The organism is Streptomyces sp. NPDC048277, assembly GCF_040652235.1.
GTDB lineage: Bacteria > Actinomycetota > Actinomycetes > Streptomycetales > Streptomycetaceae > Streptomyces.
The window spans coordinates 1-18,882 of sequence record NZ_JBEZLQ010000013.1; the positions used below are offsets into that span (position 1 = coordinate 1).

An 18,882-nucleotide genomic window follows, 5' to 3' on the forward strand; every position below is an offset into this window, starting at 1 on the left:
GGACCTGACGAACCAGCCGCAGCGGGGGGCGCGGCCCCGCGGGGCGGCGGGGGCCGCCCCCCCCCGCGCGGGGGGGCGGGCCGCCCCCCCCCCGCCCCCCCCCCCCCCCCCCCACATCCGCACCCCCCTGCGCCCGCCCCGCGCGGGTCAGCTCTTCACGCCGAACGGTCCCTTCCTTGTCTGCTGCACGCCGCGCGTACGGCCGAACTTCCGGGAAGGGTGCGGCGTTTGCCGTGCACACCTGGACCGGGGCCCGAACTGACGTTTCTTGCCTGTTTTATTCACCGATTGTTCGACAACACGAAGGTCGTGCACACCACTTCCGGGCAGGGTGTGACCAGGTGGGCGTCCACCGAGAGCGGACGGGCCTGCCGAGGTGCGGCTCACGGTGATTAGGCTGGGAGGGGGACGCGACGTCAGGACCGTGAACACGGCGTCGGAGTCCCGAGGGGGAGAGCCGGTGGATCGGACTACCTCAAACGAATACGGATGCTGAGAACGACACGACATGGTCGTCGCGCCGGCACGGCATGAGGGTGCTCGACCACACCAGGAGGAACTGTGAGCAGCGATCGGGACGGGATCCGCGGGGGCTGGGCCACACCCGGCGATGACCAGCCCGACGCGGAGTCCCTCAACGAGATCACGGGCGAGTTCACGATCGACTACGCGCCGCCCGCCTGGTACACGCAGAACGCGGCGGGCGGTCCGGGTGCGGCCGACGGTTCCGAGGATCCCGGCGCCTCGGGGCCCGCGGGTGCGTCCGGTCCGGCGGGCGGGCCGGGGGCGGGCGCCGGTGCCCCGGGCTCCGGTACGACGCCTGCGGCCCAGCCGCGTTCACCGTTCCCGCCGGGTGCGCCGATCCCCGGGCTGACTCCCCCTCCGCACGCCCAGCAGGGGCAGCGGGGCGGAACGGCGGGGCCTGGTGCTCCGTTCACTCCGCCGCCCGTGTCCTCTCCGGGGGCGCCGTTCACACCTCCGCCCGCATCGAATCCCGGAGCGCCGTTCACACCTCCGGCTGCGTCAACTCCCGGCGCACCCTTCACACCTCCGGCTGCGTCAACTCCCGGCGCACCCTTCACACCTCCGGCTGCGTCAACTCCCGGCGCACCCTTCACACCTCCGCCCGCGCCGAGTCCCGGTGCACCGTTCACGCCTCCGGCTGCGGCGACGCCGAGTGCTCCGGCGACGGCTGCGCCCGCTTCGACGCCCGGGGCTCCCTTCACTCCGCCTCCGGCGTCAACTCCCGGAGCACCGTTCACTCCTGCGCCCGCGTCAACACCGGGGGCCCCTTTCCCCCCGCCGCCGACCGCGACGCCCGGAGCGCCCTTCCCGCCGCCGCCCGCCTCGACGCCGGGGGCGCCGTTCACGCCGCCGGCTCCGAGCGCGGACGCGGGGGCGCCGGCCGCTCCACCCGCGCCGCCCACTGCGCCGCCGGCTGCGCCTGCCGCGCCGCCCGTGGGCAGCCCGGGCGCCGTGCCCAAGCTGCCGGTCGGTTTCGAGCCGCAGGGTTCTGCCGCCGAGGAGCAGGCGCCGGAGCCCGAGCCGGAGTTGGAGGCGGACAACGGTGACCTGGAGAGCGGGGCGACGATGCGTTTCTCCGCCGTCGCCATGAAGCGGGAGATGACCGAGGCCGCCGAGCAGGCTGTCGCCGACCGGGGCGAGGCCACGGAGCAGGGCCCCGCTGAAGAAGAGGACACGGATGCCGACGTCGTCGCGCTCCCGGTGACCTCCGAGGTCGAGGAAGCGGCGGAGTCGTCCGCACCGGCCGACGTGGACGACTCGGTCCACGTCTCCATCGACGTGATCGGCTCCGAGGACGACGAGAACGGCGGGGCCGAGGGTCCGCGCGACGAGTCCCGCTCCGCCGAAGCCGACGGTGAGGACGAGCCCGACCAGGAAGCCGCCCCGGTGGACGACACCGAGGAGGACCAGCCCCAGGACACGGTCGCCGGCACCGACACCGACAGCGCGGACGACGAGGCGGGCGCCGAGACCGGCGACGCCCTCGGCGCCGTAGCCGACGAGGACACCGCCGCGCCCGAGGACGCGCCCCCCGCGCCCCAGGACGTCGTACCCTCCGCACCACCCGCCCCGCAGGACGCGCCCCCGGCTCCCGAGGACCTCGTGCCCACCGCCTGGGCGCCCCCGCCGACTCCGCCGGCCGCGGTGCCGCCGTTGCCGCCGTCCTACCAGCCCGCGGCGCCCGCACCGGCCGCCCAGTGGCCGGCCCAGTCCGCGCCGCAGGAGCCGGCGCCCGGTCAGCCGCAGCCGACGCACCCGCAGGGCCCGGCCGGTGTGCCCGGGCAGCAGCCGCCGTTCCAGCCGCAGGCGCCGCAGCCCGCGCCCGCCGCCTGGAACCAGCCCGCGCCCCCGCCGCCCGGCCGGCCGTACGCCCCGCAGCAGCCCCCGGCGCCACAGCCCCCCACGCCCGACGCACAGGGCGGCTACGGCTTCCCGCAGCCCGGCGCGCCGGTCCCGCCGCAGGCACCGGACGGTTACGGCTTCCCGCACCCCGGTGCCCAGCCCCCGGCCCCCGACGTACAGGGCGGTTACGGCTATCCCGGCGCCCCCGTGCCCCAGGCGCCCGCGCCCAGTGGCTACGGCTTCCCGCAGCCCGGTGCGCAGCCCCCGGTGCCCCCGGCCCAGCCCGGTGGCTACGGCTTCCCGCAGCCCGGTGCCGCCGTCCCGCCGCAGGCCCCGCAGCCGCAGGCTCCCCAGGACCCGCGCGCCGCCCAGCCCGCCCAGGCCCCTCAGCCCGAGCAGGCACCGCAGCAGGCGCCGCAGGCCCCCCAGCCCCCGGTCGACCCGCGTGCCGGTGCCGCCTGGCCGCAGCCGATCCAGCACGACCAGCGGCAGATGACCAACCCCGGTGCCGCACCGCTGGGTTACACCGCCGCCGTGGAGCTGTCCTCCGACCGGCTGCTCAACAACAAGAAGCAGAAGGCGAAGAGCGGCCGGCCCGCCGCCGCGTCCTCCCGGTTCAAGATCGGCGGTAAGAAGGAGGAGGCCGAGCGGCAGCGGAAGCTGGAGCTGATCCGCACGCCGGTGCTCTCCTGCTACCGGATAGCGGTGATCAGCCTCAAGGGCGGTGTCGGCAAGACGACCACGACCACCGCGCTCGGCTCCACGCTCGCCACCGAGCGCCAGGACAAGATCCTCGCCATCGACGCCAACCCGGACGCCGGCACGCTCGGCCGCCGGGTGCGCCGGGAGACCGGGGCCACCATCCGTGACCTCGTCCAGGCGATCCCGTACCTCAACTCCTACATGGACATCCGGCGGTTCACGTCCCAGGCGCCCTCCGGCCTGGAGATCATCGCCAACGACGTCGACCCGGCCGTCTCGACCACGTTCAACGACGAGGACTACCGGCGCGCGATCGACGTCCTCGGCAAGCAGTACCCGATCATCCTCACCGACTCCGGCACCGGTCTCCTCTACAGCGCCATGCGCGGGGTGCTCGACCTCGCCGACCAGCTGATCATCATCTCGACGCCGTCGGTGGACGGTGCGAGCAGCGCGAGTACGACGCTGGACTGGCTGTCCGCGCACGGGTACTCCGACCTGGTGTCGCGGTCCATCACCGTGATCTCCGGGGTCCGCGAGACCGGCAAGATGATCAAGGTCGAGGACATCGTGCAGCACTTCGAGACGCGCTGCCGGGGTGTCGTGGTCGTCCCCTTCGACGAGCACCTGTCCGCCGGTGCCGAGGTGGACCTCGACATGATGCGGCCGAAGGTGCGCGAGGCGTACTTCAACCTCGCCGCGATGGTCGCCGAGGACTTCGTACGGCACCAGCAGATGCACGGCCTGTGGACGAGCGACGGCAACCCGCCGCCGGTCGCCGCCCCGCCGATGCCGGGCCAGCCGCTGCCCGGCCCGCAGCCCTACGCGCCCGGACAGCCGCAGCCGTACGCACCCGGGCAGCCGTACCCGCAGCAGCCGTATCCGCCCCAGCAGGGACAGCCCCCGCAGCAGGACCTGTACGGCCACCAGGGTCAGCCGCAGCCCGCCGCCCAACCGCCCTACCCGCCGCAGCCGGGACAGCCGTATCCCGCACAGCCGCAGCCACAGCCGGGCTACGGCTATCCGCAGGCCGACGCCGGCGCGCAGCCCCCCGCCGCTCCCCCGGCCCCGCCCGGCGGCGGCTACGGCTTCCCGCAGGCCCCGCAGCCGCCCCACCCCCAGGCACCGGAGCAGGCACCGGGGCAGGCACCTCAGCAGCCGCAGCCCCCGCAGGGACAGCCACCGCAGCAGTGACCGAAACGCCGAAGGGCGGCCGGTGCCTCACCGCACCGGCCGCCCTTCGGCGTATCAAGCTCTGTGGATCAGGCTTCTTCCGCCGCCACCAGCTCCCGGCAGCGCTTGACGTCCTCGGCCATCTGCTCCAGCAGGGCGTCGAGGGAGTCGAACCTGGCCTGGCCGCGGACGTAGGCCAGGAAGTCGACGGCGACGTGCAGGCCGTACAGGTCGAGGCCGACGCGGTCGATGGCGTATGCCTCCACCGTGCGCTCGGTGCCGTCGAACTGGGGGTTCGTGCCGACGGAGATCGCGGCCGGCATCGTCTCGCCCTGGGCGTGCAGGAAACCGGCGTAGACGCCGTCGGCGGGGATGGCGGTGTGCGGGAGCGTCTCGACGTTGGCTGTCGGGAAGCCGAGTTCGCGGCCGCGCTGGGCGCCGCGGACGACCACGCCCTCCACCCGGTGCGGGCGGCCCAGGATCTCGCGGGCGCCCGCCATGTCGCCCTCGGCGACCAGGCGGCGGGTCAGGGTCGAGGAGAACGGCTCGCCGCCGCCCGCCTCGCCGCGCACGTACAGGTCGACGACCTCGACCTCGAAGTCGTACACCTTGCCCTGCTCGGTGAGGAACTCGACGTTGCCCGCGGCCTTGTGGCCGAAGCGGAAGTTCGGGCCCTCGACGACGGCCTTGGCGTGCAGCTTGTCGACCAGGACCTTCACCACGAAGTCGGCGGCCGACAGCTTCGAGAACTCGGTGGTGAAGGGGAGGATCAGCACCGCGTCCACGCCCAGGTCCGCCATCAGCTCGGCGCGGGTGTGGTGCGGGGCGAGCAGCGGCGGGTGGCTGCCGGGGCGGACGACCTCGCTGGGATGCGGGTCGAAGGTGACGACGACGGCCGGGATGCCCAGCTCACGGGCGCGGTCCACGGCATGCCGGATGATCAGCTGGTGACCGCGGTGCACCCCGTCATAGGAACCGATGGTGACGACGCTGCGCCCCCAGTCCTCGGGGATGTCCTCCAAGCCACGCCAGCGCTGCACTGTGTCCGCTCCTCGAACCCGTGTCGGTTGTCCCTCTTACGCAGGTCTAAGGGTGCCATGTTTGCTGCACTCGGCTCACACCGGCACGGTCGCTGTGACCGGGCGCACGCACCCGCCCCCTCATGCGGGCACCCGGACGCCCGCCAGGTTCCCCAGCATCCGCCGGGTGCTCGGCCCCACCACCGCGGCCCATTCCTCCGGGGTGTCGGTGAGCCAGCGGGCCATCAGGGCGGCGAATCCGGGCACATGCCGGCCGAGATCGACCAGTCCGCGGTCGAAACGGGTCGCGCCGTCCGGGGTGCGGACCAGCAGCAGCCCGGTGCGCCGGACCAGCTCACGCATCCCGTCGCCGTCGTCCTCGCGCTGGACGGCGGCCGCGTGCAGCAGCGCGTCGAGGACGCCCGGGTCCCGTTCATGGGCGAGCAGGAACTCCAGCAGTTCCCGGCGCAGCGGGCGTGAGGCGGGGGTGCCGGCCGCGCCGAGCACGGTCGCCAGGGCCGCCCGCACCGGCTCGGGGCCGTTGTCGAGCAGCCCGGTGACCAGCGGCAGGAGGCCGGCGCGGGCCTCGGCTCCCTGGTCGAGACGGCGCTCGACGAACCCGGCCACCTGCCCGGCGAGCTCGGGCCGCAGTGCGGCGGCCTCCAGGACCAGTGCGGTGACCCGCTGGGCGAGGGTGAACGTGGTGACGTCGGCGAGGCTGCGCAGCACCTGTCCGGCGTCCGGTCCGCGCAGCCGGGCGCGGTAGGCCGCCAGGACCTCCTCGGGGTGGGTGGCCAGGGCGGGGACCAGGGCGGCGGGTGCCAGCTGGGGATCGCCGGTGGTGAAGTGCCGTAGTGCCTGCGGGAGATGGCGGGCGCGGGTCGCCGGGTCCCGGACCAGGAGGGCGAGGGCGCCGCCGTGCAGGCTGCAGTCGGCGGGACGGGCGAGCAGGGCGAGCGCGGCGTAACGGAGCAGTTGGCGGTCGGGCTCGCTGCGGACGTGCGGGGCAGCGCGCAGTCCGTGGGCCACGGCGGCCACCCGGCGGGCCGGGCGGTCGTCGTGCGCCCAGCGGTCGACGGCCCGGCACACCGCGGACGGCTCGTCCTCGGCGAGTACGGCGAGCAGTTCGTCGCCCCGGCGGTGCGCGGAGTCGACCAGCACCTCGGTCAGGTCGTCCAGTGCCCGGTGCCGATGGGTGTGCAGCAGCGCCTGCGCCGCGGTCGCCACGGTGGCGTGCGGCATCGCGGGCAACGGCCGCTCGTCGTCGAACCACCGGGTCAGGTACGGCTGTACGGCGGTGGGGTCGGCGGCGAGCAGCCGGGCGACGGCGTCCAGGTAGCGCGGGAGCGTGCCGTCGGCCTTCTCGGCCCCCGCTGGCGTCGGCCGGGCTCCGAAGCGCCCGGGGCCCGTGGTCTCCGGCAGGGGCTCGTCCGTGAGCACCAACCGCCGCAGCAGGTCGAAGCGTTCGGTCTCGGGCAGGGCGAGGGCGGTCCAGAAGTCCGGCCCGAACTCGGCGGGTGCGGTGCGCCGCCGCCCGACGACCCGGTCGGCGAGCAGTCGCAGCACGTCGGTGTACCGAGTGGCGTCGGGCAGCCGCAGCAGGGTCTGGGCGAGCAGCCGCGCGGCCCACCAGGAACCGGGGTCGAGGTCGAGGGCGTGCGCCAACTCCAGGAGCCGTGGGGCGAGTCGGGCCGGTCCGTGCTGGCGGTCGAGGAGCAGCAGGGCCTGGACGACCGGGCCGATCCTGTGGTGCGGGACGGGCGGGGGGTGGGCACCCCGGGGAACGCGGGGGCGGTGGACGAGGGCGTCCAGTGCCTCGTCCAGGTCCAGGTGCATGCCCTGGATCCAGTCGGCGAGCTCCTCGTGGGCGAAGCGGTAGCCGCTGCCGGCGGGCACCAGCAGGCCCTCGGTGAGTACGGCGGAGGCCCAGCCGGAGCCGGCGCCGAGGTGGGCCGGGACGGAGCCCCAGGGGAACACCGACTCGAACGACTCCCGGTCCAGCTCCCCCTGCCCGGGCCCGAGGCTGCGCCGGGCGGCCTCGTGCACCTGGCCGGAGACGCGGGCGGCGAGCCGTCGTACGGCCGTACCGCGCAGGCCGTTCTCGGCGGCCAGCCGGACCGCGATGCGCAGGCACATCAGGTCGAGGTGGGCGGCGAAGACGTCGTGCCGGTCGATCGGGGGCCCGGCCGGGGTGCCCGGGAGGGCGGCGCGGATCTCGGCGAGCAGGCGCAGGGTGAGGGGGTGGCGGGCGTCGCGGTCGGTGAGGACGCCGTCGGGGATGCCGTGGCGGGAGCGGGCGCGGCGGGCTTCGTCGGGGGTGAGGTCGGTCAGCCGGACGCAGGGCGGTTCGCCGGCCCCGTGGAGCAGGTCGGGCGGGAACTCGGTGCCGGCGTGCTCCCAGTACTCCTCGCGGCAGGCCACGAGGAGGCGGGCGCCGGTGTCGCGGAGCCAGTCCGCGGTGCCCGCGGTCCAGGCCGGCAGTCGGTGGGCGAGGACCGGGGGCATCTCCTCGGGGCCGTCCAGCAGGAGGAGGAGCGGGCGTCCGGCTCGGGCGGCGACGCGGGCCAGCCGTTCGACGGTGAGTTCGCCGAGGTCGCCGGGGAGTTGGGAGCGGGAGGCGGCGACGATCCGCACCGCGCGTTCCAGGGTGCGGCGGGCCGCGTCGGCCACGGAGGCGTCGGCGTCCTTGAGGTCGGCGCCGCGTAGCCAGAGGGTGGGAGCGGGGTTCGCTTCGCGGGTGCGGCGGGCGGCCAGGGCGGCGAGTTCTGTGGTGCGGCCGGTGCCGGGGGTGCCGACGAGGGCCAGGACCGTTCCGGGGGTGTTGTCGGTGCGGGTGCCTTCGGCGAAGGCCGACAGCTCCCTTGAGGTTGCTGCTCGTTCCACGGGTTGCACGGGGTCGGTGTGTTCCGCCGAGAGTGCGGCTGCAGGTGCCACTGGGGCTGCGGGTGCGTTGTGGCTGGTCGCGCAGTTCCCCGCGCCCCTTTGGGGCGCTCCAGTGCGGGGCGTTGACATGCGGCCCGCGTAGCCGACCAGGGCACCCTGGGGGCCGTCCTGGGCTACCGATGTGGCTGTCAGTTCCAGGATGCCTGCCAGGTTGAGGTCGATGCCGTAGGACGGGACCGTTGCCGCGTTGCGGGTCAGCAGGGCGGTCAGGGGGGCGCTGTCGGGGTGGTGGAGGGGGACCGCGAAGCCCGCGTCGCGTTGGCCGGACCGGAGGGCCGTGCCGAGGACGGCCAGGACCGCGCCGGTCTCCGCGTCCAGTACCGGGCCGCCGGCCGCTCCGCCGCCCAGGCGCAGGGCGTCGCGGCCCGCCGTGCCGATCGCCAACTCCAGCGCGTCGTCGATGAGATGGAAGCGGTCGGTGGCGGTGTACGTCACCTGGGTCGCGGCCAGTACCCGGGCCTCGCGCCAGCGGTCGGCGGCGATGCGTACATAGGCGCCGGCCGGGATGCGCTCTCGTACGGTGATCGGGAGCGGGTCCACGCCGAGGCCCTCGGTGCGGATCAGGGCCAGGTCGAGGGCCGGCAGCGGGGTGACCGCGTCCGGGCCGACCACACAGGTACGGTCCCCGGCCGCCTGCAGCACGATCCGGGCCAGGCCGTCGACGGCCTCGTGGCTGGTGATGAGCGTCCCGTGGTGGTCGGCCAGGAAGCCGGTGCCGCGCGGGCGTCCGGCGAGGTCGCGGACCCGGACCAGCCGCTCGTCCGGCTCCGGTCCCGTCTCCTGCCGCGCCTCCCGCGTACCGTCCGCCGTTCGGCGACCGCTCCCGGTCCGCGGGCCCCGTCCCGCCATGTTCGAACCTCCCCGCCCGTGCACCCGTGCCCTGTTGTCGACGGTAGGCGCGAAATGATCAGCGGGACAGAGTGGGCTGCGAACGCGCCCCCTTCCGCTCCCCCGGTTCACTCCGAGCGCCTGCTCGGTCGGGTGAATAGCCCGGAGCGGGTGGATACACCCTAGGGGTGGGGGAACCGAGGGGGGACCGTGGAGCGGCGGCGGCGCCAGACCCCGTGGTCGCCGCTCCACGGGCACACCGTGCGGCTCAGCCGAACACGGCGAGGCTCTTGGCCTTGCCCTTCTGCTCCTCGACGAGCGCGAGGAGGCGTCCCTCGGGGTCGAACACCGCGACGGAACCGGCGCCCGCGTACTCCTCGGGCATCTCCAGGCGTACGCCGTTGAGGAGCAGCCGGGCCCGCTTGGCGTCGACGTCCCAGCGCCGGAAGGCGGCATCGGCCGCCTCGGCGATCGGCATCACGGTCAGTTCCCGCTGGAGCTGGTCGAGGGTGCGCGCGGAGTCCAGCTTGTACGGTCCGACGCGCGTCCGGCGCAGTGCGGTGAGGTGGCCGCCGACGCCCAGGTCCGCGCCCAGGTCGCGGGCGAGGGCGCGGATGTAGGTGCCGGAGGAGCAGACGACCGAGACGACCAGGTCGAGGACGGGGGTGCCGTCCTCGGCGACGGCGTCCCGGACGTCGTACACGGCGAAGGAGGAGACGGTCACCGGGCGGGCCGGGATCTCGAACTCCTCGCCCTCGCGGGCGCGCTTGTACGACCGTACGCCGTCGATCTTGATGGCGCTGACCTTGGACGGCACCTGCATGATGGTGCCGGTCAGTTTGGCGATGCCGGTGTCGATGGCCTCGCGGGTGACCTTGGAGGCGTCGGTGGACGAGGCGATCTCGCCCTCGGCGTCGTCCGTGAGCGTGTTCTGCCCGAGGCGGACGGTCCCCAGGTACTCCTTCTCCGTGAGGGCGAGGTGCCCGAGGAGCTTGGTCGCCCGCTCGATGCCGAGGACGAGGACGCCCGTGGCCATGGGGTCGAGGGTGCCGGCGTGCCCGACGCGCCGGGTGCGGGCGATGCCCCGCATCTTGGCGACGACGTCGTGCGAGGTGAAGCCCGACGGCTTGTCGACGATGACAAGGCCGTCGGGCGGGGTGGGCTTGCTGGTCATTCGGTGGCGTCGTCCGTCTCGTCGGCGGTGTCTTCGCCCGGCTTCTTGTACGGGTCGGCGTCGCCGGCGTAGTCGGCGCCCGCGGAGGCCTCACGGACCTTCGCGTCGGACTGGCGCGCCCGGTCGAGGAGGTCCTCGATGTTCCGGGCGGTGTCCGGGAGGGCGTCCGCGACGAAGGCGAGGGTCGGCGTGAACTTCACGCCGGCGGCCCGGCCGACCTCGGACCGGAGAATGCCCTTGGCGCTCTCCAGACCGGCGGCGGCCGCCTTCCGCTCCTCCTCGTCGCCGTACACCGTGTAGAAGACGGTCGCCTCCCTGAGGTCACCCGTGACCCGGGTGTCCGTGATGGTGACGTGGGTGCCGAGCCGCGGGTCCTTGATCCCGCGCTGCAGCTTCTGGGCCACCACCTCTCGGATGAGGTCCGCCAGCCTTTTCGCCCGCGCGTTGTCGGCCACTGCTCCGTCTCCCGTTCTTTCCTCTTGTCGTTCTCAAGTCTCAGGTCTAGTCGTCGTCGCCGTGGAAGCGCCGTCGGACGGACAGCAGTTCCACCTCGGGGCGGCCGGCGACCAGCCGTTCGCACCGGTCGAGCACGTCCGTCAGGTGCGCGGCGTCGCCGGAGACCATGGCAAGGCCGATACCGGCCCTGCGGTGAAGGTCCAGGTGGTCCACCTCGGCCGCGCTCACGGCGTACTTCCGCTGGAGTTCGGCGACGATCGGGCGGACGACGGAGCGCTTCTCCTTGAGCGAGTGGATGTCGCCGAGGAGGAGGTCGAAGGACAGGGTCCCCACGTACATGTATGTATCCGGTTAACCCGCCGGTACGGGATCGATGGCCTTGCCAAGACCGTACCCCGACCCGGCCGGAGGCTCGACGGGGTTTTACCCCGCCGTGCACCGCGGTGCCTGGCACGGGGCGCCACCCCGGACCCCGCCAGGGGCGGAGCCCATGGCGGTTCCTGTCGGCCGGCGGGAAAAGTGCCGGCCGACGGTACCGAAGTACCGTCGGCCGGCACCCACCGCAGGGCTTACACCCGCGGCTTCTCGCGCATCTCGTACGTCGCGATGACGTCGTCGATCTTGATGTCGTTGAAGTTTCCGAGGTTGATACCACCCTCGTAGCCTTCGCGGATCTCGGTGACGTCGTCCTTGAAGCGGCGCAGGCCCTCGATGTTGAGGTTCTCCGCGATGACCTTGCCGTCGCGGACGAGGCGGGCCTTCGTGTTGCGCTTGACCTCGCCCGAGCGGATGAGGACACCGGCGATGTTGCCCAGCTTGGACGACTTGAAGACCTCGCGGATCTCCGCCGTACCGAGCTCGACCTCCTCGTACTCCGGCTTGAGCATGCCCTTCAGGGCCGCCTCGATCTCCTCGATCGCCTGGTAGATGACCGAGTAGTACCGGACGTCCACACCCTCGCGCTCGGCCATCTGCGCCGCGCGGCCGGCCGCGCGGACGTTGAAGCCGATCACGATGGCGTCGGAGCCCATCGCCAGGTCGATGTCGGACTCCGTGACCGCACCGACGCCGCGGTGCAGGACGCGGATGTCGACCTCTTCGCCGACGTCCAGCTGGAGCAGGGAGGACTCCAGGGCCTCGACGGAACCAGAAGCGTCACCCTTGATGATGAGGTTGAGCTGCTGGATCTCGCCGGCCTTGAGCACCTTGTCCAGGTCCTCCAGGGACACGCGGCGCGTGCGCTTCGCGAAGGCCGCGTTGCGCTCGCGCGCCGCACGCTTCTCCGCGATCTGGCGGGCCGTACGGTCCTCCTCGACCACGAGGAAGTTGTCGCCGGCGCCCGGGACGTTGGTCAGACCCAGGACCTGGACCGGCGTGGAGGGGCCGGCCTCGGCGACGTTGTTGCCGTTGTCGTCGAGCATGGCGCGGACGCGACCGTAGGCGTCGCCCACGACCATCGTGTCGCCGACCCGCAGCGTGCCTCGCTGGACGAGGACCGTCGCCACGGCACCGCGGCCGCGGTCGAGGCGGGACTCGATGGAGATACCCTGCGCGTCCTGGTGCGGGTTGGCCCGCAGGTCGAGCGAGGCGTCCGCGGTGAGGACCACGGCCTCCAGCAGCGAGTCGATGTGCAGACCCTGCTTGGCGGAGATGTCGACGAACATCGTGTCGCCGCCGTACTCCTCGGCCACCAGGCCGTACTCGGTCAGCTGACCGCGCACCTTGGTCGGGTCGGCGCCCTCGACGTCGATCTTGTTGACCGCGACGACGATCGGGACGTCGGCCGCCTTGGCGTGGTTGAGCGCCTCGACCGTCTGCGGCATGACGCCGTCGTTGGCCGCGACGACCAGGATCGCGATGTCCGTCGACCGGGCACCACGGGCACGCATGGCGGTGAACGCCTCGTGACCCGGGGTGTCGATGAAGGTGATCGCGCGGTCCTCGTCGTTGACCTGCGTCGAGACCTGGTAGGCACCGATGTGCTGGGTGATGCCGCCGGCCTCGCCCGCGATGACGTTCGTCTTGCGGATGGCGTCGAGCAGTCGGGTCTTACCGTGGTCGACGTGACCCATGACGGTGACGACCGGCGGGCGGACCACCAGGTCCTCCTCGTCGCCCTCGTCCTCGCCGAACTCGATGTCGAAGGACTCGAGCAGCTCGCGGTCCTCCTCCTCCGGGCTGACGATCTGAACCTGGTAGTTCATCTCGCCGGCGAGGAGCTGGAGCGTCTCGTCGGAGACGGACTGCGTGGCCGTGACCATCTCGCCGAGGTTCATCATGACCGCGACGAGGGACGCCGGGTTGGCGTTGATCTTCTCCGCGAAGTCGGTGAGCGACGCGCCGCGGGAGAGACGGATGGTCTCGCCGCCGCCGCGCGGCAGCATCACGCCGCCGACGCTCGGGGCCTGCATGGCCTCGTACTCCTGGCGACGCTGCCGCTTCGACTTGCGACCGCGACGCGCCGGACCGCCGGGACGGCCGAAGGCGCCCTGCGTGCCACCACGGCCGCCGGGACCGCCGGGACGACCGCCGAAGCCGGGACGACCGCCGCCGCCACCACCGGGACCGCCGCCGAAGCCGCCGCCACCGCCGCCGGGGCCACCGCCACCGGGACGACCGGCGAAGCCGCCGCCACCACCGGGACGGGCGCCGCCACCGGCACCGCCGGGACGACCGGCGAAGCCGCCGCCACCACCGGGACGACCGGCGCCGCCACCGGGACGACCCGCACCGCCGGGACCGCGACCGCCGCCACCGGGGCCGGGACGCGGGCCGGCAGCGGGACGCTGCGGCATCATGCCGGGGTTCGGGCGCGGACCCGCGGAGCCGCCACCGGGACGCGGACCGCCCTGCGGGCGGGGCATGCCGGACGGGCTCGGACGGGAACCGCCGGGAGCCTGGGGACGCGGACCGCCGCCCTGGGCGCCGGGCGCCTGCGGACGGGGACCGGCGCCGGGGGCACCGGGGCCACCCGGGCGCGGACCGCCCTGCGGGCGCGGGGCCTGCGGACGGGCCATGCCGGTGGAGCCACCGGACGTGAAGGGGTTGTTGCCCGGACGCGGACCGGCCGGACGGGCACCGCCCGGACGCTGGCCCTGGCCACCGGGGCGCGGGGCACCCTGACCCGGACGGGCATCACGCTGACCGGGGGCCGGACGGCCACCGGGGCGCGGGGCACCCTGACCCGGACGCGGACCCTGGCCACCGGGACGCGGACCCTGCGCGGCGGCCGGGCTCGGCGCCGCGGCGGCCGGAGGCGCCGGCGGGGCCGTGAACTCGGGCGCGGCCGGAGCCGGACGCGGGGCGGGCCGGGGACCCGGACGCGGGCCGGAGGCGGCCGGCGCGGGGGTGACCGGAGCCGGGGCGGCGGGTGCCGCGGCGGCGGGCGCCACCGGAGCCGCGGGCGCGGCCGGGGCGGCAGGCTGCGGGGCAGCCGGACGAGGGGCACCCGGCTTCGGGGCACCCGGACGGGCCGACTGCGCCGGAGAGGGCGCGCCGGGCTTGGGGGCCGCCTTGCGCGGGGCGGGCTTGCCGCTGCCGCCGCCCTGGAGGGCGTCGGTCAGCTTGCGTACAACGGGCGCTTCGATGGTCGAAGACGCCGAACGGACGAATTCACCGAGTTCCTGGAGCTTGGCCATGACGACCTTGCTCTCAACCCCGAACTCCTTGGCGAGTTCGTATACCCGGACCTTAGCCACTTCGCTCCTTTTAGGTCCGGGTGCGTCCGGACCGTCGCTACTTCATGGGCGTACTCATCGCGTGCTCATCGAGTGCTCATCGCAATCTCGACCTACTTCCAACTCGCGGGGTACCAGAGCCGCACGGACGTTCCGCGCGACGCTTCTTACGGTGTTACTGCTCGACGTACCGGCGCAACGCCTTTACGTCGAGCGGGCCCGGGGCGCGCAGCGCCCGCGGGAGTGCCCGGCGGCGTACCGCCTGGTCCAGACAGACCTGGACGGGGTGTACATATGCACCCCGGCCGGGCAGCGTACCGCGAGGATCGGGGACACATTCGTCCTCGACCGCCACGATCCGCAGCAGTTCGGTCTTGGCCGCTCGCTGCCTGCACCCCACACAGGTGCGCTCAGGGCATGCGCGGGCACGCGTCCGGCCAGACACCGCTAAGTCTACCTCCCCGCACCGACCTCACCCCTTCGGGGCAAAGATCGAACGGCCGTTGTCGTAATCCAAGCGACCTGCGGCTTGGAACTATTCCCCTCGTCCGAGTGAACCCGGGACGAGGAGCGGCGTCATCCGCCCGGTGATCTACTCGGACACCTGTTCGGTGTCCGGTCGGATGTCGATGCGCCAGCCGGTGAGCCGGGCGGCGAGACGGGCGTTCTGTCCCTCTTTGCCGATCGCCAGCGACAGCTGGTAGTCCGGCACGGTCACCCGGGCGGAGCGGGACGCCAGGTCCACGACCTCGACCTTGGAGACGCGGGCCGGGGACAGCGCGTTCGCCACCATCTCGGCCGGGTCGTCCGACCAGTCGACGATGTCGATCTTCTCGCCGTTCAGCTCGCCCATGACGTTGCGGACCCGGCCGCCCATGGGGCCGATACAGGCGCCCTTGGCGTTCAGACCCGAACGGGTGGAGCGGACCGCGATCTTCGTCCGGTGACCGGCCTCGCGGGCGATGGCGGCGATCTCGACCGACCCGTCGGCGATCTCCGGCACCTCCAGCGCGAAGAGCTTCTTCACTAGGTTCGGGTGCGTGCGGGACAGCGTCACGGACGGCCCGCGGACACCCTTCGCCACCCGGACGACGTACGACCGCAGCCGCAGACCGTGCTGGTACGTCTCGCCGGGCACCTGCTCCTGCACCGGCAGGATGGCCTCCAGCTTGCCGATGTCGACGAGCACGTTCTTCGGGTCGCGGCCCTGCTGGACCACACCGGTGACGATGTCGCCCTCGCGCCCGGCGTACTCACCGAGCGTGGCGTCGTCCTCGGCGTCCCGCAGCCGCTGCAGGATCACCTGCTTGGCGGTGGTGGCGGCGATCCGCCCGAAGCCCGACGGGGTGTCGTCGAACTCGCGCGGCTCCTGCCCCTCCTCCAGGTCCTCGGGGTCCTCCTTCGCCCACACGGTCACATGCCCGGTCTCCCGGTTGAGCTCCACGCGCGCGTGTCGGCGGCTTCCCTCGGTGCGGTGGTAGGCGATGAGGAGGGCCGACTCGATCGCCTCGACCAGCAGGTCGAAGGAGATCTCCTTCTCCCGAACCAAGCCCCGCAGGGCACTCATGTCGATGTCCACGGCTACGCCTCCTCTTCCTTCTCGTTCTTGTCCTTGCGGTTGAACTCGACCTGGACGCGCGCCCTGTCGATGTCGGCGAAGGCGAGTCTGCGGGTGGTGGCCTTGCGGCCCTTGACGCCGGGCACCTCCAGGTCGAGGCCCTCGTCGTCGACGTCCAGGATTCTCGCGACCAGTTCCCCGCCCTCGGTCAGCTGGAACCTCACCAGGCGCTCCACGGCCCGCACATAGTGCCGGTGCTCCTTGAGGGGTCGCTCCGCGCCCGGGGTGCCGACCTCGAGGGTGTACTCCGCCTCGCCCATCGCGTCGGTCTCGTCGAGCTTCGCCGAGAGCTCACGGCTCACATCGGCGATCTGGTCCAGGTCCGCTCCGGCGTCGGAGTCGACGACGACGCGCAGCACTCGCTTGCGTCCGACGGAGTCCACGGCGATCTCTTCCAGATCCAGGCCCTGGGAGGTGACGAGCGGTTCCAGGAGCTCTCGCAGCCTCTCGCTCTGGGTGGTGCTCATCCGGGTGACTCCTCGGCCGCGTGTGCTGTTGTGGGATGGGTCGCGTGTCTGGTCAAAGGGTATCGGGTCGTGAGGTGTGTTGCCGTCCACCTGGGTACGGGCGGTGCCGATGAGTGGCGTCGGACAGGTGCGCGGGTACGGTGATCACGGGCGGGTCCGTCCCTGCCCTTTTCCTTGCGCTTTCCCTTTCGTTTTTCTTCGTATCCAGCCCCCCCGAGGACGTCTGCAGTGTCGTTCCCCCCGCCGTCGCGTACCCCCTCGGGAGTACGCAGAAGGAGCCTGATCGTTTCGGCGGCCTCGGTCGCCGTGCTGGCGGGCTGCTCCACCCGCCCCGACTCCGCCGGCAGCGGCGGCAGCCCGTCGGTCTCCGCACGGGCACGCGCGCGTGCGGCCCGGGACAGCCGGGGCCTGCTCCGGCAGTACGACGCCGTCCTCGCCGCCCATCCGACGCTCGCGGAGCGGCTGCGGCCGCTGCGGGCACAGGTGGCGGCGCACGCCGCGGCGTTCGAGGAGGGCGCGGCTTCGCCCACACCGACAGGGTCCGCAACGGGATCGGCGACCGCCTCGCCGTCCGTGTCGGCCTCCTCCCCCGCGGTCCCGGCCGACGAGAAGTCCGCGCTCGCCTCCCTGGCCACCGCCGAGCGGACCCTCGCCGACCAGCGGGCCAAGGCGCTGCTGGACGTACCGGGCGAGCTGGCGCGGCTGCTGGCCGGGGTGGCGGCGGCCGGGGCCGGACACGCGTACCTGCTGACGGAGGGTGGCAAGTGAGCGACAAGGCCGAGGCCGGGGTGCTGACCGCGCTCCAGGCGGCGCTGGCGGCGGAGCACGCGGCGGTGTACGGGTACGGCGTCGTCGGCGGCCGGATCGGTGCGCAGCGGCAGGCCGAGGCACGCTCGGCGTACGACGCGCACCGGGCCCGCCGGGACGCGCTGGTCCGCGAGGTACGGGACCTGGGCGGTCGGCCCGTGGCCGCGAGTGCCGCGTACGCGCTGCCGTTCGCGGTGACCGACTCGGCGACGGCCGTACGGCTCGCCGCCGAGTTGGAGGAGCGGGTGGCCGACGTCTACTCCGACCTGGTCCGGGCGTCCTCCGGCGAGCGGCGCGGGTCGGCGGCCGGGGCGCTGCGGGAGGCCGCGGTGCGGGCGGTGCGGTGGAGCGGGGAGAGCGTAGCCTTCCCTGGGCTCGCCGAACGGGCGGCCGCGACGGCGGGGGCGGGAGTGGCCGGTGGGTCGGCCTCGCCTTCGGCTTCGGCAACTCCCTAGAGCAGGATTCAGAGCAGGAAGGGAACGACTCGCGTATGGCTTTCGAACCGCCGCGGCGCCTGGTGAAGGCGCTCGGTGAGACGGCGCCGGACGGTGACGAGTGGCTGGCGAAGCTGCCGGGAGCGGTGGAACAGGCCGTCGCGCTACGCGAGTTGACCGTGGAGCGGGTTCAGGTGCCGGGCGGCCGCAGCAGTGTCGTCCTGTTGGTACGGCGGGTGGACGGCACACCGGCCGTACTGAAGCTGGCCCCTCGACGGGCCCGGCCGGAGAGCGAGGCCGCCGCACTGGCGCACTGGGGCGGGCTGGGCGCGGTGCAGCTGCTGGAGGCCGACGCGGCCGCCGGGGTGCTGCTGCTGGAGCGGCTGCATCCGGAGGTCTCGGTACGGTCGCTGCCCGAGGCGAAGGCGCTCCTGGAGGCGGCGGGGACGCTGCGACGGCTCTGGGTGGAGCCGCCGCAGGGGCCGGTCTTCGAGACCGTGGCGGAGCGCACGGGCCGGCAGGCGGCGGCGATGGCCCGGGCGGCCGGCGACGCCGACGTGGCGCCGTTGGTGGAGGCGGCGATCGCGGCTCGGGAGGAGTTGCTGGTCTCACCGCCCGAGCGGCGGCTGCTGCACGGCACGTTCCGGCAGAGCAAGGTGCTGGCCGGGGAGCGGCTGCCGTGGCTGGCCGTGGGGCCGGATCCCGTGGTCGGGGAGTGTGCGTTCGATCTGGCGCGGCTCGTACGGGACCGGGTCGAGGATCTGATCGCGTCCCCCTCCGGGGCGTCCATCACGCGGCGGCGGATCAAGCGGCTCGCGGAGTCCCTGGAGGTCGACCAGGAGCGGCTGCGGGGGTGGACGCTGTTCCGTGCGGTCGAGTCGGGTGTGCGGGCGCGGCGTGTGGGGCGGCCGAGGGATGCGGAGCTGTTGCTCGAATTCGCCGGGTGGGTCTGACGGTTTTGGGTGCGGGTGCGTGGGGGCTGGGCGCGCAGTTCCCCGCGCCCCTGAAGGGGCGCTCAGCCCTCCCTCAGTTTCAAGGCCAGGACCGGGCAGTCCGCCGCCGCTCTGCGCGCCCGTTTCCTTGTGCGGGGTGGGATGGGGCGGCCGTCGACCAGTGGGTAGCCCCATTCGTCCAGGGTGATGTGTTCCGGGAGGAGTTCCGCGCACAGGCCGTGGCCCTGGCAGGACGTCCAGTCGATGTCTATGTGCTGTTCCATG

General features: G+C 73.6%; 14 protein-coding genes. 4 read left to right on the forward strand and 10 right to left on the reverse strand.

From position 1 onward, the window contains the following. The first annotated feature begins 561 nt into the window (after positions 1-561). On the forward strand, positions 562-4,263 hold the full coding sequence (locus tag AB0D85_RS26770) for an SCO5717 family growth-regulating ATPase (RefSeq protein WP_362325092.1): 3,702 nt from the start codon (positions 562-564) through the stop codon (positions 4,261-4,263). Positions 4,264-4,331: 68 nt separating this feature from the next. On the opposite strand, the gene AB0D85_RS26775 is transcribed toward AB0D85_RS26770, so the two are convergent. The 9 genes from AB0D85_RS26775 to rimP form a co-directional block, all read right to left on the reverse strand. Next, positions 4,332-5,282, reverse strand: a complete 951-nt coding sequence (locus tag AB0D85_RS26775) for a bifunctional riboflavin kinase/FAD synthetase (protein ID WP_362325094.1) — start codon at positions 5,280-5,282, stop codon at positions 4,332-4,334. Between the two features lie 120 nt (positions 5,283-5,402). Further along, positions 5,403-9,053 carry a trypsin-like peptidase domain-containing protein gene (locus AB0D85_RS26780; RefSeq protein ID WP_362325097.1) on the reverse strand — a complete coding sequence of 1,217 codons (3,651 nt, stop codon included), beginning with the start codon at positions 9,051-9,053 and terminating at the stop codon, positions 5,403-5,405. A 247-nt stretch (positions 9,054-9,300) separates the two neighbouring features. Continuing rightward, a complete protein-coding gene (gene truB / locus AB0D85_RS26785) occupies positions 9,301-10,206 on the reverse strand; it encodes a tRNA pseudouridine(55) synthase TruB (protein ID WP_362325100.1) in 906 nt (301 codons plus the stop codon). Beyond that, on the reverse strand, positions 10,203-10,661 hold the full coding sequence (gene rbfA, locus AB0D85_RS26790; RefSeq protein WP_362325103.1) for a 30S ribosome-binding factor RbfA: 459 nt from the start codon (positions 10,659-10,661) through the stop codon (positions 10,203-10,205). Before rbfA ends, truB begins: the two co-directional genes overlap by 4 nt. A gap of 46 nt (positions 10,662-10,707) precedes the next feature. Next, the gene (locus AB0D85_RS26795) at positions 10,708-11,001 is read right to left on the reverse strand and encodes a DUF503 domain-containing protein (protein WP_046732584.1); all 294 of its coding nucleotides are present in this window, start codon (positions 10,999-11,001) and stop codon (positions 10,708-10,710) included. Between the two features lie 230 nt (positions 11,002-11,231). Then, entirely contained in the window at positions 11,232-14,360 is a 3,129-nt protein-coding gene (gene infB / locus AB0D85_RS26800; RefSeq protein WP_362325107.1) for a translation initiation factor IF-2, read from the reverse strand. 154 nt (positions 14,361-14,514) lie between these two features. Then, a complete protein-coding gene (locus AB0D85_RS26805) occupies positions 14,515-14,784 on the reverse strand; it encodes a YlxR family protein (RefSeq protein WP_234536009.1) in 270 nt (89 codons plus the stop codon). A 147-nt stretch (positions 14,785-14,931) separates the two neighbouring features. After that, positions 14,932-15,918, reverse strand: coding sequence for a transcription termination factor NusA (gene nusA / locus AB0D85_RS26810; RefSeq protein ID WP_362325111.1), 987 nt, complete (start codon positions 15,916-15,918; stop codon positions 14,932-14,934). Positions 15,919-15,920: 2 nt separating this feature from the next. Further along, entirely contained in the window at positions 15,921-16,424 is a 504-nt protein-coding gene (gene rimP / locus AB0D85_RS26815) for a ribosome maturation factor RimP (RefSeq protein WP_362325114.1), read from the reverse strand. A 228-nt stretch (positions 16,425-16,652) separates the two neighbouring features. On the opposite strand from rimP, the gene AB0D85_RS26820 reads away from it, so the two are divergent. Genes AB0D85_RS26820 through AB0D85_RS26830 form a run of 3 tightly spaced genes read left to right on the forward strand, consistent with a single transcriptional unit; the run spans position 16,653 to position 18,618 of the window. Continuing rightward, positions 16,653-17,192 carry a hypothetical protein gene (locus AB0D85_RS26820; protein WP_362325117.1) on the forward strand — a complete coding sequence of 180 codons (540 nt, stop codon included), beginning with the start codon at positions 16,653-16,655 and terminating at the stop codon, positions 17,190-17,192. After that, positions 17,189-17,686, forward strand: coding sequence for a ferritin-like domain-containing protein (locus AB0D85_RS26825; RefSeq protein ID WP_362325120.1), 498 nt, complete (start codon positions 17,189-17,191; stop codon positions 17,684-17,686). Before AB0D85_RS26820 ends, AB0D85_RS26825 begins: the two co-directional genes overlap by 4 nt. A 35-nt stretch (positions 17,687-17,721) precedes the next feature. Next, positions 17,722-18,618: an aminoglycoside phosphotransferase family protein gene (locus AB0D85_RS26830; RefSeq protein WP_362325123.1), complete on the forward strand. Its 897-nt coding sequence runs from the start codon at positions 17,722-17,724 to the stop codon at positions 18,616-18,618. Positions 18,619-18,680: 62 nt separating this feature from the next. Here AB0D85_RS26830 and AB0D85_RS26835 read toward each other — a convergent pair whose 3' ends face one another. Then, on the reverse strand, positions 18,681-18,881 hold the full coding sequence (locus AB0D85_RS26835) for a ferredoxin (RefSeq protein WP_362325126.1): 201 nt from the start codon (positions 18,879-18,881) through the stop codon (positions 18,681-18,683). Position 18,882: the final 1 nt, after the last annotated feature.

What these genes read in the sequence shown, in the direction of transcription:
- AB0D85_RS26780 (WP_362325097.1), bottom strand. Translation starts at nt 9,053, where the DNA reads ATGGCGGGACGGGGCCCGCGGACCGGGAGCGGTCGCCGAACGGCGGAC.
- truB (WP_362325100.1), bottom strand. Translation starts at nt 10,206, where the DNA reads ATGACCAGCAAGCCCACCCCGCCCGACGGCCTTGTCATCGTCGACAAG.
- AB0D85_RS26795 (WP_046732584.1), bottom strand. Translation starts at nt 11,001, where the DNA reads ATGTACGTGGGGACCCTGTCCTTCGACCTCCTCCTCGGCGACATCCAC.
- rimP (WP_362325114.1), bottom strand. Translation starts at nt 16,424, where the DNA reads ATGAGCACCACCCAGAGCGAGAGGCTGCGAGAGCTCCTGGAACCGCTC.
- AB0D85_RS26830 (WP_362325123.1), top strand. Translation starts at nt 17,722, where the DNA reads ATGGCTTTCGAACCGCCGCGGCGCCTGGTGAAGGCGCTCGGTGAGACG.
- AB0D85_RS26835 (WP_362325126.1), bottom strand. Translation starts at nt 18,881, where the DNA reads ATGGAACAGCACATAGACATCGACTGGACGTCCTGCCAGGGCCACGGC.